The organism is Mesorhizobium sp. M2A.F.Ca.ET.042.01.1.1, from assembly GCF_003997405.1.
Taxonomy (GTDB): domain Bacteria; phylum Pseudomonadota; class Alphaproteobacteria; order Rhizobiales; family Rhizobiaceae; genus Mesorhizobium.
Genome location: NZ_RZRX01000026.1, coordinates 14,732 through 38,690, shown reverse-complemented (window position 1 = coordinate 38,690; position 23,959 = coordinate 14,732). Strand labels below are relative to the sequence as shown.

The following is a 23,959-nucleotide window of genomic DNA, read 5'->3' as shown; positions in this document are numbered from 1 at the left end:
GGAGACCCGGGAATCCATGCCATTACCTTTGCCAAGGCGTGCAACGGAGCAGAATTCTGCACCGTTTCAGCGCCTTAGCGTCACGGCATGGATTCTATGGTCTGCGCTGCGTCGCTACGCTCCTTGCTCCGCCATAGAATGACGAAGTGAATGTTTAAGGAGCACACGCCGACTGCGGCATCGGCTGCAGCCGATAAACCTTGTCGTCGGACTTGGTCTTGCCGTCCGCCGCCTTCGAACAGAGATCGACAACCGCCACCGCATTGTTGGGGTTCGCGACCATCATCGTGCCGTTGGGGCCGCGCTTGAGAAAAATCTCCTTCTGGGAGATGTCGCAGGAAAAATCGCTCATCTTGGAGCTTGCCGAGCAGCGCCACTGGTCGGCCTCGCCCTGACAGGAATAGGTCTGCGTGACCTTTTTCCCTTTCTGCCTGGTCGTCACCGAAACGGCGATATCCGCCCCGTCGGGCCAGGTCGCGGCATCGCCGCCGGTCGCGAAGGAAGCGAGCTCGACCGGGCCGCGGAAGATTCGGATCGATTGCGTCATCTGGTTGGGATGTGTTTTCAGATGCGCATCGTCATAGTCTCGCCCGAAGCAGAAGGGCTGATCGGGCTTTAGCCGCACGCGCAGCGGATCACCCAGCGCCGGGTCGATGGGGTCGATGCGCGCGAACTCCGCCTTGCAGGTCTCGGCCGGCATCGGCTCCAGCTTGAAATTGTCGTCCTCGCTACCCAGCGCCTGCCTGTTGTACTCGGCTTTGCCGAGATCCTCCTCCGCGCCAGCGTCGAGATACACATCAGGCTGTACGTTGGAGAGCATCAGCCGGCCCTTGTCGTCGACTTTCAGCGAGGCGAGCGTGCGGTCGCAATCCATGCCGCAACGGATGCCACTCGCCTTGTCGCTCGGATCCTCCTTGTTGCACCAGCCGGCCGCCCAGTCGGACTTCTTGGCGCCGCGCACGGTGGTGGTGAGAAAGCCGTTATAGGAAGTATCCTGGTTGGCGGGGGGTTCTTCGTTCGGCCGGCTGACCGGATCATGGCCATAGAAGAAAAAGATGCGCTCCACTTTCTGGTGCGGATGCGCCTTGAGATGGGCGGCGTCGTAGATGCGGCCGAAGCAGACGTCGGCACCGGTCGGGCTGAGCTCGGGAAGTTTGGGCGGCTGTTCGGCGCGCGCCGCGCCGGCAAAAGCGGCAAGGGCGGCGCAAAGCGCTACGCCCGCCATGGTCCTCACCGCCATGGTCCTCGATGTCATGTGACCCTCCTCCCCCGACACGACTGGCTTTATGCTAGTCTAGGAGCGCCGCCCGGACCATGCAAAATCGCGCGAGCGGGCGAGCGAATGGAGGGTACAATGCTGCGCCGTGACATTTTTCGTGCCGGGCTTGCCGGCGCCGCGGGCCTTTTCGGCCTGAACCGGGCCAACGCGGCAACGGCTGAGGAGAAGCCGAAGGTCGCTTATCACCTCAGCGACGCCGACAAGGTCAACTTCGTCCTCGGCAACATCAAGAACCACTATGAGGGCACCGGCGGCAATGTCGATATTGTCCTTGTGGTGCATGGTCCGGCACTTGCGGCCTTCAAATCCAAGGGCGCTTCCGGCGCTGTTTCCAGCCGCTTTGCCGGCCTCGTCCAGCAGGGGCTCGTCCCGCAGGCCTGCGGCAACACCCTGCGCGGCATGGACATTACGCTGACCGACCTGCTGACTGGCTTCCAGCTTGCCGAGAAGGGCGGCGTCGTCAAACTCGCCGAACTGCAGCATCAGGGCTATGTCTATCTCCGGCCCTGAACGCGGCCACGCTTGAACGCCAACGCTTGAACGGAAGGCCGGCAATGGCCTACGAAATGTGCCAACCTGGAGGCCAGCCGACATGACCACACTTGCCATTCCCGATCTTGCCGGCAAGGCGGTGCTGGTCACCGGCGCCTCGACCGGCATCGGTGCCGCCCTTGCCCGCGCTTACGCGGCGCAGAAATGCCGCGTCGCGCTGCATTACAATGCGAGCCGCGCACCCGCCGAAGCCGTGGCCGAAGCGATCCGCGATGACGGTGGCGAGGTGTTTCTGGTTCAGGGCGATTTTTCGATACCCACCGACGTCGAGCGTGTGGTCGAGGAAAGCGCCCAGCATTTCGGCCGGCTCGACGGCCTGGTCAACAATGCCGGCGGCATGCTCGGCCGCATCGCCTATGCCGATCAGGACGAAGCGCATTACGACGCCGTGATGGACCTCAACGCCCGCTCGGTGCTGACCGCCTCGCGCAAGGCGATCCCGTGGCTGAAGCGCCAGGGCGGCTTCATCATCAACACCACCTCGATCGCCGCGCGCAATGGCGCCGGCGGCGGCGCCGGCCTCTATGGTTCGTCGAAAGCCTTCGTTTCCAACGTGACGCGCGGCATGGCGAAGGAACTCATCGGCTTCGGCATCCGCGTCAACGCGGTGGCGCCAGGCACGATCCTGACGCCGTTCCACGAACGCTATTCGAGCGCCGAGCAGATCAAGGCGATGGTCGCGACCATTCCGCAGGGACGCGCCGGAACGGCCGAAGATTGCGTCGGCGCCTACCTGTTCCTGTCGTCCGATCTGTTGAGCGGCTACATCATCGGCCAGGTGATCGAGGTGAATGGCGGCCAGTTGATGCCGTGACCTAGCGATTGCATACTTGATTGAGCGTGCAACCTGGAGGGAGATCAAGGCATGTACGGATTGATCGGCAAGATGCGGGCGGCGCGCGGCAAGCGCGATGCGGTCATGGACGTGCTGCGCGAAAGCACTGCCGCGCTCCCCGGCTGCCTGAGCTACATCATCGCCACCGATCCGGCCGACGCCGACGCCATCTGGGTCACCGAGGTGTGGACCGACCAGGCGAGCCACAAGGCCTCGCTGCAATTGCCGGAAGTCCAGGCCGCGATTGCCAGGGCGCGTCCCTTCATCGCCGGCTTCGAATTCCAGATCGAGACTCATCCGGTCGGCGGCTTTGGACTTCCTGCGCCGGAAAAGGCCGGCTGAGCTCTTCGAAAACCTCAAAACTTGCTGGCTGAGTCGCGGCCTTCTGCAACATCGCTATTGGCGGCAGATATCCAGTTGCCGAGAACTTGTAATACCTAAACTAATAAACTAAGTTTATCGGACTAAGTCTGATTGGGTGAACAACGATGCAGACCGTAAACATCCACAATGCCAAGACCAATCTCTCACGTCTCGTGGACCAGGCTGCCAAGGGTGAGCCATTCATAATTGCGAAGGCGGGCAAGCCGCTGGTCAAGGTCGTTCCCATCGATCAGCCAGCCGGGGCACAGAAAAAACGGCTTGGTTTCATGGTTGGCCAGTTTTCCGTGCCCGACGATTTCGATCGCATGGGTCAAGATGAGATCGAACAGTTGTTCGGCCTCAAAAAATGAAATTGTTGCTCGACACCCACTTGCTTCTATGGGCGGCCAGTGAGCCAGACCGGCTGCCACTTACGGCCGTGGCCGAGATGGAGGCTACGTCAAACGAATTGCTTTTCAGTGCTGCCAGCCTTTGGGAGGTCGCAATCAAACGTGGCCTTGGGAAGGGCGGCTTCACGGTCGATCCGCGTTTGCTTCGGCGCGGCCTTCTCGACAACGGCTATGGCGAATTAGCCATCACCAGTGAGCACGCCGTCGCTGTCGACGGACTTCCGTCCCTCCACAAAGATCCCTTCGACCGAATTCTTATTGCCCAAGCGACCGTGGAAGGCATCACCTTACTGACTGTGGACGATCTTGTCGCCCGTTACCCTGGTCCTGTCCGAAAGGTCTGAGCAGAGATCCGTCAAAGACAGGATCGGGGTTTGGTTTTCCTGTGTATTGGGGTTCGCATTTCCCAGCTCCAGGTCTAAGACCAAAATATGGACTCCTCGCCAGAGCAACCATACCAGGACCAGACGCCGATCGAGCGCATGGCGCGGCTGCGCCCGCGGCGGCAATGGCTGGTGCTTTTGGTGTTCTCGCTGCTCTTCGCCGGCGCGCTGGAACTCGCCGCCCTGCCGGCGGCGCTGCTGATCGGCCCTATGCTTGCCGCGATCCTCGCCGGCACCAATGGCGCCACGGTGCGCGTGCCGCGCCTCCTGTTCGGTTCGGCCCAGGCGATCGTCGGCTGCCTGGTGGCAAATTCGATCTCCGCCGACATCTTTCCAGCCTTCTACAAGGAATGGCCGCTCTTCCTCGGTGTGGTGATAGCAACTGTCACCGCCTCCAGCCTGCTCGGCTGGCTGATCAGCCGCTGGCGCATCCTGCCCGGCACCACGGCGGTCTGGGGCTCCTCGCCCGGCGCCGCCACGGCCATGGTGCTGATGGCTGGCGCCTTTGGCGCCGACCAGCGTCTCGTCGCCTTCATGCAATATCTGCGCGTCATCTTCGTCTCGATGACGGCCGCGCTCGTCGCCAGCATGTGGGTCGATACATCCGGCGTCGAGATGCCGCCCATCATCTGGTTTCCGCCGATCGATGCTGTCGCCTTCGTCGCCACCATCGGCATCGCGGTGGTCGGCGGCCTGGCCGGAAAGCTGGTCAGGCTGCCCTCGCCGTTCTTTCTCGGCACCTTCATTTTCGGCGCGGTGATCCATCTCGGCCTCGGCGTGCCGATGCAGTTGCCGCCCTGGCTGCTGGCGATCAGCTACGCCATGGTCGGCTGGTCGATCGGCCTGAACTTCACCCGTCCGATCCTGCGCCACGCGGCGCGCGCCCTGCCGCAGATCATCGGCTCGATCGTCGCGCTGATCGCCTTTTGCGGCGGCATGGCCTTCGTCATCAGCCGCCTGCTCGGCATCGACCCGCTGACCGCCTATCTGGCGACCAGCCCCGGCGGTATGGACAGTGTCGCCATCATCGCCGCCGCGGCACGCAACGTCGACATCTCCTTCGTCATGGCCTTGCAGTCGGCACGCTTCCTGGTCGTGCTGCTCATTGGGCCAAGCGTAGCCAGGCTGGTGGCGCGAAACGTGAGGGCCTGATCCGCGCTATTGCAAGGTGGGAGCGAGGAAAATGCCCATGAGCCGTCGTGTGAATGCCGTCGATCTTTCCGGGCGCGTCGCCGTGGTGACCGGCGGCGCGCAAGGCATCGGCCTTGCGGTCGCGCGACGCTTGTTGTCGTCAGGCGCCGGCGTGGCCATCTGGGACATCGACCAGGCCGCAATGGCCAAGGCCGTAGCCGAGCTCGCCTCCCTTGGCCGGGTCGAGGCCATCCTTTGCGACCAGTCGAAGATCGAAGCCGTCGATCGCGCCGCCGCCGAGACCGAGCGGACGCTTGGCCCCGTCGATCTTCTCGTCAACAATGCCGGCATTGCCGGGCCGGCGGCCACCGTGGTCGACTACGATCCCGCCGCCTGGCGCCAGATCGTCGACATCGACCTCAACGGCGTCTTCTATTGCTGCAAGCGCCTGGTGCCCGGCATGGTCGCGCGCAACTATGGCCGCATCGTCAACATCTCCTCGGTGGCCGGCAAGGAGGGCAATCCCAACGCCGCCGCCTATTCGGCCGCCAAGGCCGGCGTGCTGGCGCTGACCAAATCGCTCGGCAAGGAGCTCGCCGGATACGACATCGCCGTCAACGCGCTGACGCCCTCGCCCGCCCGCACCCGCATCCTCGAGCAGCTCACCGAGGCCCAGGTCGCCTACATGCTCGGCAAGGTGCCGCGCGGCCGTTTCGTCGAGGTCGAGGAGGCGGCCGCCATGATCGCTTTCATGCTGTCGGACGAGAACTCCTTCACCACCGGCGCCACCTTCGACCTCTCGGGCGGTCGCACCACCTACTGACCACCCCGCGGGGGACCTATCGCCCGACAGCAAGCCGCTCGGGCAGGAAATCGACGAAGACGCGGACCTTCGGCGAAAGGTGGCGATTGGATGGCCACAGCAGGCGGAACTGGCCGCGGCCGTCGACATGTTCGTCAAGCACGGTCCGCAGCCTTCCGTCATGCAGCGCCTCCCGCACCAGGAAATCGGGCATGCAGGCGATGCCGAGACCGGCAAGCGTCGCGCCCTTCAATGCCTCCATGTTGTTGCAGGTCAGCATCGAGCGTATCTGCGGCGCGGCGCTTCCGGTGATGAATGGCCATTGCAGCAGCCTGCCGCTGTTGAGGAAACGGAAATGGATGCCGAAATGCGCTGCCAGATCCGCGGGCGTGCCGGGCGTGCCATGCCGATCGAGATAGGACGAGGCCGCGCTCAGGATCATGCGAAAGGGCGCGACCGGCCTCGACACCAACCGTGAATCGGGCAGCTCGCCGCTGCGGATCGCGACGTCGATGCCCTCTTCGATGACGTCGACGATGCGATCGTTGAAATCGATATCGAGCTCGATTTCCGGGTATCGCGCCATGAATTCCGACAGCACCGGCAACAGCAGGTGATAGGTGACGATCGGGGTGGAGATACGCAGCCGCCCGTGCGGCGTCTCGCGTGTCCGTGACAGCATTGCCTCGGCGTCGTCGATGTCGTCGAGGATGCGGCGCACCCGCTCATTGAACAGCTTGCCTTCCTCGGTCAGGCCGATGCGCCGGGTGCTGCGCTGCAGGAGCCGCACGCCGAGCTCCTGCTCGAGCCGGGCGACGCTCTTGCCGACGGCGGAAGCGGAAATGCCGAGCGCTCGCCCCGCGCTGACGAAACTGCCGAATTCGGCGGTGCGGGCAAAGGCAAGAAGGCCGTTGAGACGATCCATCGCTTGAATCCATTCGAGCGCTTCATTCCGGTATGAATGGAGATTTAATACTATTTTGCCGGAAATGTCCTTGTCCTATCTTTGGTTGCGATCGGCGACGCGAGTCAGCGCAAGCCGGCAATTCCTCCTCGGATAGGAAAATCCATGACGTTGATGACCAGAACCGGCCCCGCCGGCAGATGGCTTGTGCTGCTGTCGGTCTGCCTTGCCGCCATGACGATGCCGTTGAGCTTTACCGGCCCCGCCGTGGCGCTTTCTCGCATTGCCGCCGATCTCGGCGGCAGTCCGCTCGCGCTCAATTGGGTGACCAATGCCTTCATGCTGACCTTCGGCGCCGGCCTGATGGCGGCCGGGGCATTGGCCGACAACCATGGCCGCAAGCGCATCTTCCTCGCCGGCCTCGCCGTCTACCTCCTTGCCGCGCTGGGCTGCATGCTGGCACCGGACATCGTCTGGTTCGACATGTTCCGCGCCTTGCAAGGCATAGGCGGTGCTGCCGCCTTCGCCGGCGGTGCCTCAGCACTTGCCCAGGAATTCGACGGGCAATCGCGGCTGCGCGCCTTCAGTTTCCTCGGCACCAGCTTCGGCATCGGGCTCGCCTTCGGCCCTGTCGCCTCCGGCCTGCTCATCGATACATTCGGCTGGCGCGCGATCTTCCTTCTGGTGGCGGCGCTTGGCGTTGCCGCGGCCGCGCTGGGCCTGCGCACCGTCACCGAATCACGCGACCCGGACGCAACCGGGCTCGACTGGGCTGGCGCCGGCACCTTCACCATCGCGCTTGCCGCGCTGACCTACGGCGTGCTGCAGGCGCCTCAAAGCGGCTGGGCCGATCCCTTCGTTCTCGCACTCCTTGGCGTGGCTGCCGTCGGCTTTGCCGCCTTCGTCATTGTCGAGCGGCGGGTGCGCCGGCCGATGCTGGACCTGACGTTGTTCCGCTTCCCGCGTTTCGTCGGCGTCCAGTTCCTGGCCGCGGCACCCGCCTATGCCTTCGTCGTCCTGCTCGTGCTCCTGCCGATCCGCTTCATCGGTATAGAGGGGATGAGCGAGATCAAGGCGGGGCAGTTGATGATCTGCCTCTCCGGCCCGCTGCTGATCCTGCCGCTGCTCGCCGGCCAGGCGGCGCGCTGGATCGCGCCCGCCACGATCTGCGGCGTTGGCCTCCTCGTCGCAGCGGCCGGCCTTGTCTGGCTCAGCCGCGTGCCTGCGGCGGACGGCGCGTTGGTGGCCCCGCTGGTCCTGATCGGCATCGGCATCGCCTTGCCCTGGGGGCTCATGGACGGACTGGCGGTCAGCGTCGTGCCGAAGGAGCGCGCCGGCATGGCGGTCGGCATCTTCAACACCACCCGCGTCGCCAGCGAGGGCGTGGCCCTGGCGATCGTCATGGCGGTCTTGTCGGGATTCACGGCCACGCAGCTCGGCGCTCAAGGACTGGCCTCGCCTGCCGAAGCGGCCGCGGCCGCACAGTTGCTGGCAACCGGCAACATCGCCGCAACGATCCAACATCTGCCGATGGCTGGCGCCACGGCTCTCATCCAGGCCTATGAGACTGCTTTCGACCGACTGCTCATCGTGCTAGCGACGATCACCGTGCTTACGGCCATCATCGTCTTCCTCGGCCTGCGTCGCGGATCGGCGCCACAGCAAGACATCGCTCCTCTCCCGGCTTGCCAGGAAGGCTGACGCGGCGTGACGCCATCAAGTTCGAGGAGGCGTCAAAAAATACTTGACTCACATACTCATATTTGAGAGCGCGGAGACGTGATCAAATATGAGTATTGGAGACAGGTTAATGCCGAAGCGGTCGAGGACGTGGCGCCGGGGATTATCATTGCTGGCGGGCAGCGCCATCCTCAGCCATGTTTGGCCGGCACTTGCCCAGGACGGCGGCGACGCCACCGTTCTCGACAGGATTGAGGTGACCGCCGAGAGCAACGAGATCCTGAAGCAGGACGGCTATGTCGCCAAGAAGGACCGCATCGGCACCAAGACCGACACGCCGATCGCTAGGATCCCGCAGGCGGTCTCGGTCGTGACGCAAAAGCAGATCGAGGACCAGAAGCCGCGTACACTGAACGACGCGCTGGGCTATACGGCCAGCGCCAATCCGAACAGCTTCGGTTTCGACACGCGCTACGACGCCTTCTTCCTGCGCGGCTTCCAGGCCTTCTACAACGGCATGTTCCGCGACGGGCTGCGCCAGTACAACGGCCCTTCCGCCTGGTTCAAGACTGAACCTTACGGCATCGAGGGCGTCACCATTCTGAAGGGACCGGCATCCTCGCTTTACGGCGTCAGCGGTCCGGGCGGCATCGTCAACGTCGTCACCAAACGGCCCAAGGAGGAGCCGTTCCATGAGATCGAGCTGCTGGCCGGCGAGCACAACCGCTTCCAGGCCGCGCTCGATGCTTCCGGGCCGGTCAATGACGACGGCAGCATTCTCTACCGCTTCACCAGCCTCGGCCGCCTGAGCGAGACCGGGCTGCCCGATTATCCCGACGACAAGCTTTATCTGGCGCCGGCCGTCACCTTCAAGCCGGACGAGGACACCAGGCTCACCATCCTCGGCGAATATTCGAAGTCCGTCACCGGCGGCACCGCGGCATTCTACAACCCCGCCTATGGCTCGCTGTCGAACGTCTATGAAGGCGATCCGGCCTGGAACGATTTCACCCAGGGCCAGGGACGCATCGGCCACGAGTTCGAGCACCGCTTCAACGAGTGGCTGACCGTGCGCCAGAACCTGCGTTACAACGCCGTCGACTCGGACATCGAATATAGCGGCCATTACGCGATCGGCGCCGACCAACCGCTGCAGCGCTACTGGGGCCATTACACGGAAGCGATGAAGAACTTCGTCGTCGACAACATGGCCCAGCTTGAATTCGACACCGGGCCGGTCAAGCACACCGCGATCGCCGGCATCGACTACGCCTGGTCGGACTATGACGCCGGCAGCGGGCTCTCCTACGTCTCGGTCGAGGACATCAAGGCCGCCCCCGTCCCGCATTCCGGCGGGCAGGAGATGAACCAGCTCGGCGTCTACCTGCACGACCAAATGGAGTGGAACGATTTCACCCTGTTCACCAGCGGCCGCTACGACTGGGTGGACACAACCTCCACGGCCGCCGATTTCAGCCAGTCGAAGCAGAAGGACAGCGCCTTCTCCGGCCGCGTCGGCCTGTCCTACCGGACCGAATGGGGCATCGTTCCCTACGTCAACTATTCGACCTCTTTCTCGCCCAACATCGGCTTCGTCTATGACGACATTACGAGTTCCGTCGGCCGCGTCGCCCGCCCCACCATCGCCACGCAGAAGGAGATCGGCGTCAAGTACGAGATCCCCGACCGCAACGCGACCGTCAGCGCCGCGCTGTTCGACATCGACCAAAAGGACGGCGTCGTCTTCGACGCCTCGACCGGCATCAACAAGCAGCGCCAGCTCGACCTAAACTCGCGCGGCGTCGAGCTGGAGGCCAATGCCTCGCTTGACAATGGCTTCAGCGTCATCGCCTCCTACACCTATCTGCGCGTGAAGATCGAACGCGGCGCCGAAGGCACCGACGGCAAGGAACTGTCGGCGACGCCGAACCACATCCTGTCGCTCTGGGGCCATTATCAATTCGAGAACGGCACGCTGGAAGGGCTCGGACTCGGCGCCGGCGTGCGCTTCGCCGGCGCCAGCTACGGCGACGACACCAACACGTTCAAGAACGACGCGCGCGCCTTCGTCGACGCCTCACTGTCCTACGATTTCGGCTATCGCAGCCCGAAGCTCGAAGGCGTGAAGCTGCAGATCAACGCCAAGAACCTGTTCGACAACCAGCAGACGATCTGCTCGGCCGGCTATTGCTACCGCGACGAGGGCCGCTCGCTGTTCGGCAGCCTGCGCTATCGTTTCTGATGTCAGTCTCCGCCTCGAACCGGGCCGCCTCGTCGCCGGCTGCCATCGTCGCGGCGATCGGCGGCCTCTATGTGGCCCAGAGCGTGATCGGCGGCATCACCTGGACGGGTCTCCCGGCCGTGATGCGCGACCAGGGCCTGCCGCTCGACCGCATCGGCCTGTTCACCCTGATCGCCCTGCCGTGGGCGCTGAAATTCCTGTGGTCGCCGGCCGTGGAGCGCTACCGGCTTCCGCTGTCGGGACGGAACCGAACCGGCGCGATCGTCCTCATCGGTGGCCTGGTCTCCATCGCCGGACTGCTGGCTGTCGCGCAACTCGGCCCGGCCGCTTTCTGGCCCGTGGTCGCCTGCCTGACGGTGGTTGCCTTTGCAGCCTCGACGGTCGATATCGCCTGCGACGGTTTTGCGGTGCAGAACCTTGCCGGCAAGAATCTCGGCTGGGGTAATGCGGCCCAGGTCGGCGGCGCCTATCTCGGCTCGGCGATCGGCGGCGGCCTGTTCCTCTTCCTTGTCGATGTCCAGGGCTGGCGTCCGGCGGTGTCGGTCATGGCCTCGCTGCTGGTGCTGCTCGGCCTGCCCTTCCTGCTCGGCGTCGCTGGCCGGCCGCACGAGGAAGTTCGCGACCACGTGCCCTCGCTCGGCATGGCGTTGCGGCGTCCGCAGATACAACGCGGCCTGATGGCGTCGGCGATCTACGTTCTGGCGCAGAAGGCGGCGCTGGCGATGCTCGGCCCTTTTCTCGTCGATGCCGGGCTCAGCCTTTCCACCATCGGCCTGGTCAACGGCGCCGGCAGCATGATCCTCGGCGTCGCGGCCGCCCTTGCCGGCGGCGCGCTCGTCCGATGGTTGGGCACGCGCAGCGTGCTTGTGCTCGCGCTCGTCTTGCAGGCTGGATCGCTGTTCGTCCTCGCCGCCTTCGCGCTTTCGGGCGTTTTCCCGGCAGGCCCGCTGGCAGCCGTCGCAATGCTGAGTTCCTCCGGCATCATGGCGCTCGGCTTCGTCGCGCTTTATGCGCAGTTCATGTGCTGGTCGGACCCGAGGCAAGCGGGCGTCGATTTCACGCTTTTCCAGTGCATGGACGCATTGGTCAGCATGGCGGGCGGGATCCTGGCCGGCTATGCGGCGCAGCATCTGGGCTACGGTGCGCTGTTTGCCGGAGCGGGCGTGGTCGCGCTGCTGGCAGCGCCGGCGATCGCCATGGTCAGCGGCCGCGACTGAGACGAGACGGCGCTATTCCTCGCCGGCTCCGTCCTCGCCTTGCACGCCGCGGCGCCAATAGGCGGTGACCAGATGCCGGTCGCGCGGCAAGCCCCATTCCTTGCGTGCTATCCGGCGGATCTCGCGAAAGTCGGCGAACTCGCATCCCGCCCAGACATAGAGATCGTCAGGGCATGGCAGCCGGGCGCGTTCGCGCAACGCCTGCGGAAGCAGGCCGGCGCGGCCTGCTTCGCGGCCATGCCGGTAGAGCCAACGGACGGCGATGTTCTCGCGCGCCGACAACGTCACCCGCTCTTGCGGACCATCGACCTCGATGAAGGCCTCGGCGCGGGCGGACGGCGCCAGGTCTTCCAGCATCCGGCCAATCGCCGGAAGCGCGGTATCGTCGCCCAGAAGCAGCAGGTTGGACGCCTCGGGCAAACCGCCACCGCCGGGACCGATCATGCCGATGATGTCGCCGGCCCGCGCATTCTGCGCGAAGCTCGCGGCCGGCGTCTCGGCGCCCGGATGCAGCACGAAGTCGATGTCGAGCCAGCCCTCGGCCACGTCCAGCGCGCGGATCGTATAGACCCGGATGGTCAGCGCATCCTCGCCCGACGGCCAGACGATAAGGCCGTCGGCGCCCATGGTCGGCCAGACCGCCTGTCGGCCGGCCGGCGGCAACAGAAGCCGGACATGAAATCCGCCATGGGCGAAGCGGCCGAGGTCGCGGACGGAGAAGCGCAGGCGCTGCATATGCGGCGACAACCGCGTCGAGGACAGCACCGATATTTCGCGGAAGAACACCGGCGTCCCAGCGTCCGTGCCGTCCCCATGCCAGCGCAATCCTTCGGTCGTGCTGAGATGTGCGGCGATATGGCCGGCAAAGATCATCTTCATATAGGAGAGGCAGGTCTCGTCCTGCGCCGCCACACGTACCAGCACGCCGTGATCGTCGAACGATGCGTTCAACGAGCCGTAATGCATGCGGAATTCCCATCGGCCGGCATCGCCGGTGTCGATTTCATAGTCGCTATGCTCGGCGCGCAGCCTGTCCATCACCACGCGAATGTCATCGTTTTGGATACGAGTTTGCGCGTTCAAGAGCTTCATCGCCGGGCCTTTCGATGTCGTCACGGGTACCGGCATGCCACAGCGTCGGCGGCTTTGCCACTAAAACATGATCAATAAAGTCATATTTGTGTCGACTTGCGAAAGACCCAACCCCTGTCCGGCTTCAGCTGATGATCAGGCTTGCGATCCGGTCGCCGTCCAGCGTGAAGGCCATGTCGCCCTCGCCGTTGAAGCCATTGCCCGTCACGGCGACCCGGGCATGGTGGACGCCATCGCGCTGCGCGATGCGGACGATGCGAAGATTGGACTGCACGCCGATATTGTCCGATCGGTTCCACCGCGCGACTCCGTCGCGCCCATGGAAATCGCGACCCCAGTCGCTCAGGAAAGCGTCGTCAGTGAATGTGCCGAGAAAGGCCTCGCTATCGCCGGCGTTGGTGGCTTCGACAAAGCGCGGATCGGATCGGGCGTGATGGTCATGGGCTGAGCCTCCGAGCTGTGCTGAGATTCAGGTCAGGCCGAGTCGAGAACGGCGGTTTCCGAGAACCGGAGCGGAGCGTACTTGAAGTACGTGAGCACCGGAAGCGCAGGAAACTGCCGTTCGCAGGCCGGGCTCACCTGAATATCGGCACAGCTCAATCCAACCTATGCATCAGATCGTCATCCAGCCAGCGGCCGAAGAAATAGACCAGTTGCTTGTGCCACCATGGCCAGTCATGGCTGACATCGCCGCCCCAATAGTCGACCCAGGCGGGAATGGATTTGTCGCGCAGCACCTGTTCCAGCTCGCGCGTCTCGACCAGCATGCGCTCTTCCCAGGCGCCTTGGCCGCAGCAGAAGATCAGCCTGAGCGCCCTGAGCCGCCCGAGCAGCTTCTGGTCGACGATGCCCGGCAGATAGTCCAGTGGCGAGTTGAAATAGATGTTGCCTTCCAGCTGCCGGCCGAAAAAGTCGCGGGCCGAATAGACGCCCGATAGCGAGATCACGCCGCTCGCGAGCTCGGGAAAACGGAACACGAAATTCGACGAGTGGTAGCCGCCCATCGAGCAGCCGCAGAACAATGGCTTCAAGGCACGGCCGCCATTGGACTTGGCGGCGACCGCCTGCAGCTCCGGCAGCGCCTCTTCCCGCACATAGCGGAAATAGGCCTCGTGCCGCGCGATGCGATGCGCCGCATCGGCATGCTTGTTGAAGAAGGATTCCGAATCGATGCCGTCCAGCGTGAAGAGCTGGATGCGGCCGGTGTCGATGAACTCGGCAAGCGCGCCAACCCCGCCGGAATCCTCGAACTGATAGAAGCGTCCTTGCGAGGTCGGGAACACCACCACCGGGCGCCCGGCATGACCGTAGCGCTTGTGTTCCATGTCGCGGCCGAGATTGCGGGCATGGCCCTTGTGATAGGAGACGTCCATCGGCTCAGGCCTTTTCCGCGTGGATATAGTCGACCGCCTGGCGCAGTGCCTTCTGATCCTTCGAACGCATCTGGTAGGCGTAATTGCCCATGGCGCGGCTGAAGACCTCTTCGATGGCCTGGTGATGGACGATCTTGTCGCCATGGGCGGCTAGCACGTCCGCATGGCTGTGCAAATAGTCGATATGGCGTTTGCGGCTGGCATAGGCGGTGAAATACTTCCCCTTATAGGGGCCTCCGGCGGCATCCTTGACCACCATGTCGGCCCAGGCGGCATAGACGTCGATGTCGAATGTGTAGTTGATGGCGTCGGTCATCCAGGCGCCGGGCGGGCGCATGTTGACCTCGAGCGCGATGACGCGCTTGTCCTTGGTCTCGAACAGCTCGATGTGGAAGAAGCGCTCGCGCACGTCGAACGCTTTGAGGATCTTGCGCCCCGCCTCCTCCACCGCAGGCGTGATCTCGGGGAAGCAGGTGTAGCTCATGTGGCGGTCCTTGTTGACCGCGTCCATGATGCTCTGGTCGTAGCGGTGGCTGGCCGCCAGCACAACCTCGCCGTCGCGGTTGACCAGCCCATCGAAGGTCACCACCAGCCCCTCGATGAACTGTTCCATGACGAACGTGACGTCCTCCGGCTTGTCCCTGAAGAACTGGTCGAGCTCCCTGGCATTGGAGATCTTGAACGTGTTGGAGGCGCCGGAGCCGGAATCCGGCTTGACCACCACAGGGTAGCCGACACGGCGGATGAAGGTCATGGCGCCGGCGCGGTCGGAGCATTTGCGCTGCGGGATGGTCTCGACGCCGCTTTTGCGAAAGAAGGCGCGCATGCGGCTTTTCCGTTTCAGATTCTTCACGAAGTCGAGCTTGGTGCCATAGATGTTGAAGTCGGTGCGGATATTGGCTTCGAGCTCCAGCCAATGCTCGTTGAGCGACTCGAAGCGATCGATGCGGCCCCATTTGTGGATGAAATGGCCCATCGCCCGGAACACGGCATCGTAATCTTCCATGTCCGCGATGCGGTAATATTCCGAAAGCGCGGCCTTCAGCTTGCCGTTCAGGGTCTCGTAAGGCGCGTCACCAATGCCGAGCACGGTGGCCCCGGCCTTTTTCAGCCGGTCGCAGAAATCGGCGCCGTTGGCCGGGAAATGCGGCGAGAAGAACACGAAATTCATGGGCAACCCCTCCCCGAGCTTCGCTTGACAGCCAAGCCTTCGGAACCAAGTCTGGCCCATTTACAAGGCGTGGGGAAGACATCTCCGCCCGCGACGAGACCAGGCCCGGTGCATTCGCCCTTGCGCACGCTTGCCTCCGGCGGGCCGCTCCTGTAAGAGAGCCGCCATGACCTCGCGCGTTCGCCCCGTCGCTTCTTCTCGCCCCGGCTTTGCCGGCGAGACGGCGCGCGCGCTCGCTTCGACCCTGCTTCTTCTCGGCCTTATCGGCGATCGCCGGGTTCGCTGAAGGAGCGCCCGGCGGTCGACACCCGCCGCCTCAGGCGCATGCTCCTTGGCAAAGTCATAATCAAGCGAATGAAATTCTGGTAGAGGCGACGCTCGCCACCAATCCGCCCAAGGCGAACATGCGAGCCGCCCGGAGAAGAGACGATGAACGCACGAGAAGAAATCCGCGCCGACGAGGCTGAAGCCGGCAAGCGCGCGGCCGGCCACATGCCGGATGCGGCCCGCAAGTACCAGTCTTACCCCACTGTCGGCCTGACCGACCGCACCTGGCCGAACAAGGTGATCGACAAGGCGCCGATCTGGTGCTCGGTCGACCTGCGCGACGGCAACCAGGCGCTGATTGACCCGATGGGTCATGAGCGCAAGGCGCGCATGTTCGCGCTGCTCCTCGACATGGGCTTCAAGGAAATCGAGATCGGCTTCCCCTCGGCCTCGCAGACCGATTTCGACTTCGCGCGCTGGTGCATCGAGGAAGGCGGCGTGCCGCGCGATGTATCGCTCCAGGTGCTGGTGCAGTGCCGGCCTGAGCTGATCACGCGGACCTTCGAGGCGCTCAAGGGCGCGCACCGCCCGATCGTGCATTTCTACAATTCGACCAGCGAATTGCAGCGCCGCGTCGTCTTCGAAAAGGACGTCGCCGGCATCAAGCGCATCGCCACCGACGCCGCCAGGATGATCACCGACATGGCGGCCAAGGCCGGCGGCGGCTACCGCTTCGAATATTCGCCGGAAAGCTTCACCGGCACCGAGCTCGAGGTCGCGCTGGAGATCTGCAACGCCGTCACCGAGATCGTGAAGCCGACGGCCGACAACAAGCTGATCATCAACCTGCCCTCGACGGTCGAGATGTCGACGCCCAACGTCTATGCCGACCGCATCGAATGGATGTGCCGCAATCTCGACAACCGCGAGAACCTGATCATCTCGCTGCATCCGCACAACGACCGCGGCACAGGCGTCGCCACCACCGAGCTTGGCCTGATGGCCGGGGCCGACCGCGTCGAAGGCACGCTGTTCGGCAATGGCGAGCGCACCGGCAATGTCGATATCGTGACGCTGGCGCTCAACATGTTCACCCAGGGCGTCGATCCGGAGCTCGACTGCTCCGACATCAACCGGATGAAGGATGTCTACGAATATTCGAACCAGCTGAAGATCCCGGAGCGCCATCCTTATGTCGGCGAACTGGTCTACACGGCTTTCTCGGGCTCGCATCAGGACGCCATCAACAAGGGCATGAAGGCGTTGAAGAAGGCCAACACTCCGATCTGGGAAGTGCCTTATCTGCCGATCGATCCGGCCGATGTCGGCCGCACCTATGAGGCGATCATCCGCATCAACTCGCAGTCCGGCAAGGGCGGCATCGCCTATGTGCTGCAGGCGGATTACGGCCTCAATCTGCCGCGCAATCTGCAGATCGAGTTCAGCCAGGCGATCCAGGCGATCACCGATGCGGAAGGCAAGGAAGTGCCGGCCAAGCGCATCCACGAACGCTTCCTCGAAACCTATATCGACCAGCCCGGCGCGCGGCTGAAGTTCCTCGACCACCGCACCTTCCCCGATACCGAGGTGAAGGGCCGGCGCATCGTGGAGGCGGATATAATCGACAATGGCAAGGAAGTGACGATCACCGGCTCGGGCACCGGCCCGATCGACGGCTTCGTCGATGCGCTCTCGCGCCATGTCGGCGTCGACATGTCGGTGCTCGACTATTCCGAGCATTCCTTGCAGCGCGGCTCCAACGCCTCGGCCATCTCCTATGTCGAGATGGAATATCCAGGCGGCAAGCTGTTCGGCGCCGGCATCAACACCAACATCGTCGCCGCCTCGCTGGAGGCCGTCGTTTCGGCCGCCAACCGCATCATCGGTGGGAAGGCCGACTGACCAGCCAAGCTCCCGAACACGGCGCGTCCGCAAGGCGCGCCGTGTTGCAAGCAGACGCAACTTCCTTGTCGTTCGTTAACCGGCGGGGGAATTTCCGGTGGCTTACGCGATCACATAACAGAAGCATCCTTGTGCGCCGGCGCGAGCGCTATATTATCGCGCCCTAACCTGTGCCGAATTCGGAAGGATCGACACTTGGAGCATGCCCCGCCTGCCGCCCCCGCAGTGCGCGAGACATTGGAGCGACTGCTTGCAAGCGAGACGTTCGGACGATCCGAGCGTGCCCGCAGGCTTTTACGCTACCTAGTAGAGCGCGAGCAGGCTGGCGAGGCGGACAGGTTGAAGGGCGTTTCCATCGCCATGGACGTCTTCGGCAAGGACGGCGATTTCGACGCCTCCACCGACGCCGTGGTCAGGGTTCAGGCCGGTCGCCTACGCGAGCTCCTGGATCAGTACTTCGCCAATGAAGGCATCGCCGAGCCGGTGCGCATTGCGATCCCGCGCGGCGGCTATGTCCCCTCCTATGAGCTGAACGCAATTCGCCTGCCCGGCGACGCAAAATCCGCCACCGGCAACATCGCGCGCCAACCCCAGGCATCGGCCGAAGCCGCCCCGGCCGCAGCCGACTATCTCGACAGCCCGACATCGGACGAGCCCGTGCCGCTCACGGCGCCGGCCGCGCCTGCACAATCACTGACGCGGCAACTGCGATTCTTCTGGGCTGCCATGGTTCTGGTCATCGCCATGCTCGGCGTGCTCATCCTTCGCCAGGGCGATGCCTTCCTCGGCGGCGGCGACACGACGGCAACGACCGAAACGGCCGGCGCTACCGGAACCGCCGCCCAGCCGGTATTCGCCTCTTTGCCGCTCATCTACATTGCCATGAACGCCGATGGAGTAGAGGCAGCCCGCGTCGCATCGTCGTTGCGCGCCGGTCTTGCCGGTTTCGACACCATCGACTTCATCGGACGCGCTCCGGATTCGACGCGCGATCAATCGGCCGACCCGATTAGTTTCGTCTTTCATATTGTTCCCGGGCCCGCCGTCGGCGACGTCACGGTCGAGCTGCAGAGCGTCGCGACCGGTCGGGTTCTGCTGTCGCGCAACCTGACATCGGCCGAAACCGCGCCGGGCGTGGTTGAAAGCAACATCGCCAGCCTTCTGACATCGACCATTCCCGCTTCCGGCGCGATCTACAGCTACATCGACCAGAGCGACATCAGGACCAGCCAGATCGGGTGCCTGGTGCTCGACGACCGCTACTTTCTCGACATGAACGCCCAGTCGCACGAGGTTGCGTATCGCTGCCTGGAGAAGCTTGCCGCCGAAGGCACCAAATCGTCGCTCGTCTATGCGGAACTGGCCGCGCTTCATGGGGAGGCCGTCACCGCCCGCTATCCCTATCCGCCCGATGCGACGCTCGAAAAGGCCATGTCGCTTGCGCACCGCGCCGTTCAGATGGGCCCCATGAACCCGCACGCGCATCGTGCCCTCGGCTACCTCAACTCGCGCCTCGGCAACGCGGACGAAGCGATCCGCTTGACGCGCAAGGCCTACGAACTCAACCCATATGATCTCGGTATGGCCGCCGCCTATGGCTACGGGCTGATCTTCGCCGGCAAGTATGATGAGGGAACGCCGATCCTGGGCCGCGCGGTCGAGGCCTTCAGCGGCCATCCGACCTGGTGGGATTATGGCCTGTTCGTCGGCGCCTTCATGCAGGGCGATATGAAGAAGGCCGCCATCGCCAGCGAGTCGCTGCGCACGACGGCATCCAAGTCGCATTATCTGGCCGCGCGCCTGATCGGCGCCAGGCTTTCGGGCCGCGACAAGCTGGCGGGCGAGCTTGCCAACGAGCTCATCGCCGAATTCCCGAAATTCGCCGCCGACCCGCGCGCGACGTTCGTCGACCGCAAATATCCCGCGGATCTCACCGATCGGCTGGTGCAATCCTTGCGTGCCGCCGGGATCGGTAATCCGAGCTAGAGCAATTTCAGGAAAAGTGTGGGCGGTTGGGTTCGGCGGCCACGCTGTGCCTTCGCGTTGGGATCGAGTAGGACATAGGCACACCTTACGCCCGTGCTTGGGCCACCTGATCACCGCAGGCGGAAGTATCACGCTGTGATCCGACACCTATTAGGACGCGCTTGCGCGTCGAGCGCCTGGCGGACCGCTTCGGTCGCGAAAATTTTACTGGCCACGGGTCTGGATCGGGAGCAATTCAGCCACAATTTCTGATTGCTGCCTGCTCACCGCTCCTTTTTCATGCTTCCACTCCCTTATGCCGTCGAGGCCGGCGCTGGTCCGAAGACGATCGTCTTTCTGCATGGCTTTGGAGCCTGCCGTGAGATCTGGCGGGACGTCATGGCTCCGCTGGCGGCCGAGGCGAGAATATTGGCCTACGATCTGCCGGGCCATGGTCATTCGCTGCAATGCGAAGGCACGGGCGGCGCAAAGACGGCAGCGCGGGCTGTTCTCGCCGATCTTGCCGCTCGCCAGCTGAGCAAGGTCCATCTCGTCGGTCATTCCATGGGCGGCGCGATCGCGACATTGATGGCGCTTGCCGATCCTGGCCGGGTGGCTTCGCTCACGCTGTTGGCGCCCGGCGGCTTCGGCCCGGAGATCAACGCAGCCCTGCTGCGCCGCTATGCGGCAGCTTCCGGCAGAAAGCAGACCCGCGCCAGCCTTGCGGCCATGTCGGCTCCGCGCAGCGTGCCGCCTGACCACGTGGTGGACGCGCTCTGCCTCATGCGCGAACAGCCCGGCCAGTTGCAGACCTTGATCGATATGGCGGCCGCGATGACCAGGGATGGGCGGCAAGGGGTCATCCCTCGAGCGCAGCTCGATGCGCTCGACATGCCGGTGATGGTTGTTTGGGGAGCGGAGGATCCGCTCCTGCCTGTCGAGCAAGCCGAGGCCCTGCCGTCCCATTTCCATCTGCACCATGTCCTTGACGCGGGTCACATGCTGGTCGAGGAGGCTCCGGACCTGGTTGCCGAGATCGTGCGTCGCAACACGCGACGGCGGGCCAGGCGACAACGACCGGTATACGGGGCGGCAGCAAGCTGACCGGCGCTATCATTCAGTGCATTTTGCCGGCGATTGTGTTAACTCGCTGTTAACCAACAGCGAGACAGCCGCCATGAAGGATGCAGGCGACATAATCACCCCCATCGAGCCATCGCGAAAGCTTTCGGATGCCATACGCGACGTCAAGAACGCCTTCGCCGACCGCGATGACGTGGTTGTCGACATGCGCGAGGCGCACCGCATGCGGCTGGATCTGCTGGCAGCCGAGCTTGCCCCCGTCTTTGCCGATGTCCCGGCCGACATGGACAGCTTCGACTTCGCCGTCTCGTCGGGCCTGCAGCCGCGGCTATGGATCGATGCGGTGAGCCACGTCGCCATGGGACGCGACCGCCGAACCTACCGCTTCCTCAAGGACACGCGCGTCGGCCGCGTGGTGCTGGCTGAATCGACCGAGATGAAAGCCGTCGCCGACGCTGTCACGCGCTACGTGGCCGAACGTGTCGTCGAGCGGCAGCACATGATGGAGGGCGGCATGGAAAGCGCCGTTCCCGGCCTGCATCGTCACGTGGTCCAGGAAGCGGAGCCGCCCATCCGATCCGAAACCGGCCGCAATGGCTGGACGACCTTCTTCGCCGGCCTCGGCCTGATCGCCGCCGGCGCCCTTGTCGGCCTGGCGGTTTCGCTGGTCTTGTTCTGGGACCGCATCATGCAGATGAAGATCAGCTTCTGACGAGCTGGCGCCCGTCTGCCGGCACGTCGAGGTCCATGGTCTGGAGGTCCGACGGCGGCATGGCCGGTCCGGTCAGGCCGCGCCGGGTCAGGCGCAGGCGCCAGTTGCCCCTTTCGCCACCGATTTCGAACATGTTGTACTGCGCCGCGGGATGTTTGCCACCCGGCGCCTGGCCGGCGGCGGCGACCCCCACCACCGGCACCTTGGCGCCGCGTGGGCCGATGGTGAACAAGGACGGCAGGTGCGAGTGGCCGTGCAGGACGAGTTCCGCGCCATGCCGGCGGACGACCTTGTGGAACCGGGCAATGCCGAACAGCCGCTTGTGCTGCGGGACTGCGCCGCGCACCGGCGGGTGGTGGATCATGATGATCCGGAAGAGTCCCTGTTTCGCGGTATCATCAAGCACCTTGCCGAGCCGTTCGGCCTGCCCTTCCATGAAGAAGCCGTTGGCCATGAAGGGCGCGGTGGCGCGCGCCGTGGTGACGCCGATCAGTGCGACATTGTCGCGCACGCGCAGATAAGGAAAGGAATTGCGGTCGACCGGACTGTTGACGCCGTCGCCCGTCATCCAGGGAGCCCAGGCCCGGCAGACCTTGTCGAAGGCGCCCGGCACATAGGCATCGTGATTGCCGGGGACCACGGAAACGTCGTGCGGCGATCCGAGCGTCTCCAGCCAGTGCTTGGCCATCTCGATCTCGCCGTCGAGCGCCAGGTTGACGAGGTCTCCGGTGACGGCGAGATGGTCCGGCGCGTTCGCCTTGATGTCGGCGACGATTGTGTCGATGACGGCATCATGCATATGGCGGCGTCGGTTGCGCTGCCAGTTGACATAGCCCAGCACGCGCTTGGACGCGAGGTCGCGATAGGTTACATCGGGCAGCGGTCCCAGATGAGCATCGGAAATATGCGCGAGCCTGAACATGACCCCTTCTTAAGCGACGCCGGCGAGGCTTTCCACTCACCCTTTGCTGTTCGCCCAAGCAGGCTTCGCAAAGGCGTCCCACGGTTTTCCGGCCAGACCCTGCGAAAAATGAAGAAGACCCAGCAGATGTTCGTGGGGCAACCCACAAACATCTGCTGGGGGATCGGTCGATGAACGACCGGCCAGATATTGAGGAGGCCTTCCGCCAGACCGGCTGGCCGGGGCTGCGGGCCAGATTCTTCCATTTTTACTTTCTGTTGCGCCGCCCGATGACGCTCGGCGTGCGCGGCCTGGTCTACGAACGTGCCTCCAACGCCGTCTTCCTGATCCGCCACACCTATGTTCCCGGCTGGCAGTTGCCCGGCGGCGGCGTCGAGTCCGGCGAGACGCTCGAGGAAGCGTTGACGCGCGAGCTGGCCGAGGAAGGCAACATCGCGCTGCTCGCGCCGCCGGTGCTGAGGTCGATGCATTTCAACCGGCGCTCCAGCAAGCGCGACCATGTCGGCCTTTATCTAATCGAAGCGTTCAGCCAGACCGCGCCGAAACTGCCCGACCATGAGATCGCCGAGGCCGGCTTCTTCCCGCTCGACCGCTTGCCGGAGGGCACGACCCCGGCGACGCTCCGAAGGATGGCCGAGATATTTGGCGGGGAGCGCATCTCACCCTACTGGTAATCACGCCGCTTTCCTGAACCTGCCCCGGTCATGCGCGACCGCATAATCGAGCTCTGGTCCCACCGGGACAACTCCCGTCGGATTGATCGACCTGTGGCTGCCGTAATAATGCGACTTGATGTGGTGAAGGTTGACCGTGCCCGACACGCCGGGCACCTGATAGAGATCGCGCAGATAGTTCGTCAGGTTCGGGTAGTCGGCGATGCGGCGCAGGTTGCATTTGAAGTGGCCGACATAGACCGGATCGAAACGAACCAGCGTCGTGAACAGCCGCCAATCGGCCTCGGTGATGTGTTCGCCGGCCAGATAGCGCTGTCGCGACAGCCTCTCCTCGATCGTGTCGAGCGCTTGGAACAATTCGCCGAAAGCTTCCTCATAGGCTTCCTGCGTGGTGGCGAAGCCGGCGCGATAAACGCCGTTGTTGATTGCCGGGTAGACCTGCGCATTGATCCTGTCGATCTCCGCGCGCAGCGCCGCAGGATAGAAGTCGAGACCCGCATCGCCCCATTCGTCGAAGGCGGTGTTGAGCATCCGGATGATTTCGGAGGACTCGTTGTTGACGATCGTCTGTTGCTGCTTGTCCCACAGCACCGGTACCGTCACGCGGCCGGAATAGGCCGGATCGGCCCTGGTGTAGATCTGGTGCAGGAAATCGAGGCCGTAGAGCGTGTCGCCCGTGGCGCCGTCCTCGGCTTTGAAGGTCCAGCCGTTTTCGCCCATGAAGTGGTGCACCACCGACACCGAGATGATGCCGTCGAGCTTCTTCAGGGCACGGAAGATCAAGGTGCGATGCGCCCAAGGGCAGGCGAGCGAGACATAGAGATGATAGCGGCCGGGCTCCGCCTTGAAGCCCCGCCTGCGGCCCTGCGCCGGACTGCCGTCACGCGTGATCCAGTCGCGCCATTGCGACTCTCTGCGTATGAACCGTCCGCCGCTGTCGGTCTCGAACGGGCGGTCCTGCCATTTGCCTTCGATCAGCAATCCCATGCGGAAATCTCCC

Annotated in this window: 23 protein-coding genes; 15 read left to right on the top strand and 8 right to left on the bottom strand. The window is 64.0% G+C overall.

From position 1 onward, the window contains the following. Window positions 1-154 precede the first annotated feature (154 nt). The gene (locus EOA23_RS06415; RefSeq protein WP_127303270.1) at window positions 155-1,255 is read right to left on the bottom strand and encodes a hypothetical protein; all 1,101 of its coding nucleotides are present in this window, start codon (window positions 1,253-1,255) and stop codon (window positions 155-157) included. Window positions 1,256-1,354: 99 nt separating this feature from the next. On the opposite strand from EOA23_RS06415, the gene EOA23_RS06410 reads away from it, so the two are divergent. The 7 genes from EOA23_RS06410 to EOA23_RS06380 all read left to right on the top strand — a co-directional run bounded on the left by EOA23_RS06410 (window position 1,355) and on the right by EOA23_RS06380 (window position 5,776). Beyond that, window positions 1,355-1,789, top strand: a complete 435-nt coding sequence (locus tag EOA23_RS06410; protein WP_126059703.1) for a DsrE family protein — start codon at window positions 1,355-1,357, stop codon at window positions 1,787-1,789. An 82-nt stretch (window positions 1,790-1,871) separates the two neighbouring features. Then, window positions 1,872-2,645, top strand: coding sequence for an SDR family oxidoreductase (locus EOA23_RS06405; protein WP_127303269.1), 774 nt, complete (start codon window positions 1,872-1,874; stop codon window positions 2,643-2,645). 51 nt (window positions 2,646-2,696) lie between these two features. Beyond that, complete coding sequence (locus tag EOA23_RS06400; RefSeq protein ID WP_126059701.1) at window positions 2,697-3,008, top strand: putative quinol monooxygenase; 312 nt, start codon at window positions 2,697-2,699, stop codon at window positions 3,006-3,008. A 146-nt stretch (window positions 3,009-3,154) separates the two neighbouring features. Further along, on the top strand, window positions 3,155-3,400 hold the full coding sequence (locus EOA23_RS06395) for a type II toxin-antitoxin system prevent-host-death family antitoxin (protein ID WP_126059700.1): 246 nt from the start codon (window positions 3,155-3,157) through the stop codon (window positions 3,398-3,400). Continuing rightward, complete coding sequence (locus EOA23_RS06390) at window positions 3,397-3,783, top strand: type II toxin-antitoxin system VapC family toxin (protein WP_127303268.1); 387 nt, start codon at window positions 3,397-3,399, stop codon at window positions 3,781-3,783. Before EOA23_RS06395 ends, EOA23_RS06390 begins: the two co-directional genes overlap by 4 nt. A gap of 87 nt (window positions 3,784-3,870) precedes the next feature. Then, complete coding sequence (locus EOA23_RS06385; protein WP_127303267.1) at window positions 3,871-4,974, top strand: AbrB family transcriptional regulator; 1,104 nt, start codon at window positions 3,871-3,873, stop codon at window positions 4,972-4,974. 49 nt (window positions 4,975-5,023) lie between these two features. Then, window positions 5,024-5,776, top strand: coding sequence for an SDR family NAD(P)-dependent oxidoreductase (locus tag EOA23_RS06380; RefSeq protein ID WP_127303274.1), 753 nt, complete (start codon window positions 5,024-5,026; stop codon window positions 5,774-5,776). A 16-nt stretch (window positions 5,777-5,792) separates the two neighbouring features. Here EOA23_RS06380 and EOA23_RS06375 read toward each other — a convergent pair whose 3' ends face one another. Continuing rightward, entirely contained in the window at window positions 5,793-6,680 is an 888-nt protein-coding gene (locus EOA23_RS06375; RefSeq protein WP_127303266.1) for a LysR family transcriptional regulator, read from the bottom strand. A gap of 144 nt (window positions 6,681-6,824) precedes the next feature. On the opposite strand from EOA23_RS06375, the gene EOA23_RS06370 reads away from it, so the two are divergent. The 3 genes from EOA23_RS06370 (at window position 6,825) to EOA23_RS06360 (ending at window position 11,798) form a co-directional block, all read left to right on the top strand. After that, window positions 6,825-8,360 carry an MFS transporter gene (locus tag EOA23_RS06370; protein WP_127303265.1) on the top strand — a complete coding sequence of 512 codons (1,536 nt, stop codon included), beginning with the start codon at window positions 6,825-6,827 and terminating at the stop codon, window positions 8,358-8,360. 148 nt (window positions 8,361-8,508) lie between these two features. Continuing rightward, on the top strand, window positions 8,509-10,581 hold the full coding sequence (locus EOA23_RS06365) for a TonB-dependent siderophore receptor (protein WP_245474033.1): 2,073 nt from the start codon (window positions 8,509-8,511) through the stop codon (window positions 10,579-10,581). Continuing rightward, a complete protein-coding gene (locus EOA23_RS06360) occupies window positions 10,581-11,798 on the top strand; it encodes an MFS transporter (protein ID WP_127303263.1) in 1,218 nt (405 codons plus the stop codon). The genes EOA23_RS06365 and EOA23_RS06360 overlap by 1 nt, the downstream gene beginning before the upstream one ends. A 12-nt stretch (window positions 11,799-11,810) precedes the next feature. On the opposite strand, the gene EOA23_RS06355 is transcribed toward EOA23_RS06360, so the two are convergent. From EOA23_RS06355 to EOA23_RS06340, 4 genes are all read right to left on the bottom strand, one after another. Continuing rightward, window positions 11,811-12,926, bottom strand: a complete 1,116-nt coding sequence (locus EOA23_RS06355; protein WP_245474032.1) for a siderophore-interacting protein — start codon at window positions 12,924-12,926, stop codon at window positions 11,811-11,813. 88 nt (window positions 12,927-13,014) lie between these two features. Continuing rightward, entirely contained in the window at window positions 13,015-13,359 is a 345-nt protein-coding gene (locus tag EOA23_RS06350) for a nuclear transport factor 2 family protein (RefSeq protein WP_127303272.1), read from the bottom strand. A gap of 127 nt (window positions 13,360-13,486) precedes the next feature. Beyond that, complete coding sequence (locus EOA23_RS06345) at window positions 13,487-14,263, bottom strand: alpha/beta hydrolase-fold protein (protein ID WP_127303262.1); 777 nt, start codon at window positions 14,261-14,263, stop codon at window positions 13,487-13,489. Between the two features lie 4 nt (window positions 14,264-14,267). After that, on the bottom strand, window positions 14,268-15,434 hold the full coding sequence (locus EOA23_RS06340; RefSeq protein WP_126059690.1) for an ATP-grasp domain-containing protein: 1,167 nt from the start codon (window positions 15,432-15,434) through the stop codon (window positions 14,268-14,270). A gap of 429 nt (window positions 15,435-15,863) precedes the next feature. Between EOA23_RS06340 and leuA the strand changes: the two genes are divergently transcribed. From leuA to EOA23_RS06320, 4 genes are all read left to right on the top strand, one after another. Next, on the top strand, window positions 15,864-17,603 hold the full coding sequence (gene leuA, locus EOA23_RS06335; protein ID WP_127303261.1) for a 2-isopropylmalate synthase: 1,740 nt from the start codon (window positions 15,864-15,866) through the stop codon (window positions 17,601-17,603). 195 nt (window positions 17,604-17,798) lie between these two features. After that, complete coding sequence (locus EOA23_RS06330) at window positions 17,799-19,589, top strand: hypothetical protein (protein ID WP_127303260.1); 1,791 nt, start codon at window positions 17,799-17,801, stop codon at window positions 19,587-19,589. A gap of 279 nt (window positions 19,590-19,868) precedes the next feature. Next, the gene (locus EOA23_RS06325; RefSeq protein ID WP_127303259.1) at window positions 19,869-20,672 is read left to right on the top strand and encodes an alpha/beta fold hydrolase; all 804 of its coding nucleotides are present in this window, start codon (window positions 19,869-19,871) and stop codon (window positions 20,670-20,672) included. A 73-nt stretch (window positions 20,673-20,745) separates the two neighbouring features. Then, a complete protein-coding gene (locus tag EOA23_RS06320) occupies window positions 20,746-21,363 on the top strand; it encodes a hypothetical protein (RefSeq protein ID WP_127303258.1) in 618 nt (205 codons plus the stop codon). Here the strand turns inward: EOA23_RS06320 and EOA23_RS06315 are convergent. Beyond that, entirely contained in the window at window positions 21,353-22,285 is a 933-nt protein-coding gene (locus tag EOA23_RS06315; RefSeq protein ID WP_127303257.1) for a metallophosphoesterase, read from the bottom strand. The two genes, EOA23_RS06320 and EOA23_RS06315, sit on opposite strands and share 11 nt — an antisense overlap. A 170-nt stretch (window positions 22,286-22,455) precedes the next feature. Between EOA23_RS06315 and EOA23_RS06310 the strand changes: the two genes are divergently transcribed. Beyond that, window positions 22,456-22,959: an NUDIX domain-containing protein gene (locus EOA23_RS06310; RefSeq protein ID WP_126059684.1), complete on the top strand. Its 504-nt coding sequence runs from the start codon at window positions 22,456-22,458 to the stop codon at window positions 22,957-22,959. Here EOA23_RS06310 and EOA23_RS06305 read toward each other — a convergent pair whose 3' ends face one another. After that, window positions 22,960-23,946 carry a glutathione S-transferase family protein gene (locus tag EOA23_RS06305; protein ID WP_127303256.1) on the bottom strand — a complete coding sequence of 329 codons (987 nt, stop codon included), beginning with the start codon at window positions 23,944-23,946 and terminating at the stop codon, window positions 22,960-22,962. Window positions 23,947-23,959 lie beyond the last annotated feature (13 nt).

Coding starts and splice junctions, on each gene's coding strand:
- EOA23_RS06340 (WP_126059690.1), bottom strand. CDS start 15,434: ATGAATTTCGTGTTCTTCTCGCCGCATTTCCCGGCCAACGGCGCCGAT.
- EOA23_RS06405 (WP_127303269.1), top strand. CDS start 1,872: ATGACCACACTTGCCATTCCCGATCTTGCCGGCAAGGCGGTGCTGGTC.
- EOA23_RS06325 (WP_127303259.1), top strand. CDS start 19,869: ATGCTTCCACTCCCTTATGCCGTCGAGGCCGGCGCTGGTCCGAAGACG.
- EOA23_RS06395 (WP_126059700.1), top strand. CDS start 3,155: ATGCAGACCGTAAACATCCACAATGCCAAGACCAATCTCTCACGTCTC.
- EOA23_RS06400 (WP_126059701.1), top strand. CDS start 2,697: ATGTACGGATTGATCGGCAAGATGCGGGCGGCGCGCGGCAAGCGCGAT.
- EOA23_RS06360 (WP_127303263.1), top strand. CDS start 10,581: ATGTCAGTCTCCGCCTCGAACCGGGCCGCCTCGTCGCCGGCTGCCATC.
- EOA23_RS06385 (WP_127303267.1), top strand. CDS start 3,871: ATGGACTCCTCGCCAGAGCAACCATACCAGGACCAGACGCCGATCGAG.
- EOA23_RS06355 (WP_245474032.1), bottom strand. CDS start 12,926: ATGCCGGTACCCGTGACGACATCGAAAGGCCCGGCGATGAAGCTCTTG.
- EOA23_RS06320 (WP_127303258.1), top strand. CDS start 20,746: ATGAAGGATGCAGGCGACATAATCACCCCCATCGAGCCATCGCGAAAG.
- EOA23_RS06410 (WP_126059703.1), top strand. CDS start 1,355: ATGCTGCGCCGTGACATTTTTCGTGCCGGGCTTGCCGGCGCCGCGGGC.
- EOA23_RS06370 (WP_127303265.1), top strand. CDS start 6,825: ATGACGTTGATGACCAGAACCGGCCCCGCCGGCAGATGGCTTGTGCTG.
- EOA23_RS06310 (WP_126059684.1), top strand. CDS start 22,456: ATGAACGACCGGCCAGATATTGAGGAGGCCTTCCGCCAGACCGGCTGG.
- EOA23_RS06305 (WP_127303256.1), bottom strand. CDS start 23,946: ATGGGATTGCTGATCGAAGGCAAATGGCAGGACCGCCCGTTCGAGACC.
- EOA23_RS06345 (WP_127303262.1), bottom strand. CDS start 14,263: ATGGACGTCTCCTATCACAAGGGCCATGCCCGCAATCTCGGCCGCGAC.
- leuA (WP_127303261.1), top strand. CDS start 15,864: ATGAACGCACGAGAAGAAATCCGCGCCGACGAGGCTGAAGCCGGCAAG.
- EOA23_RS06375 (WP_127303266.1), bottom strand. CDS start 6,680: ATGGATCGTCTCAACGGCCTTCTTGCCTTTGCCCGCACCGCCGAATTC.
- EOA23_RS06415 (WP_127303270.1), bottom strand. CDS start 1,255: ATGACATCGAGGACCATGGCGGTGAGGACCATGGCGGGCGTAGCGCTT.
- EOA23_RS06315 (WP_127303257.1), bottom strand. CDS start 22,285: ATGTTCAGGCTCGCGCATATTTCCGATGCTCATCTGGGACCGCTGCCC.
- EOA23_RS06390 (WP_127303268.1), top strand. CDS start 3,397: ATGAAATTGTTGCTCGACACCCACTTGCTTCTATGGGCGGCCAGTGAG.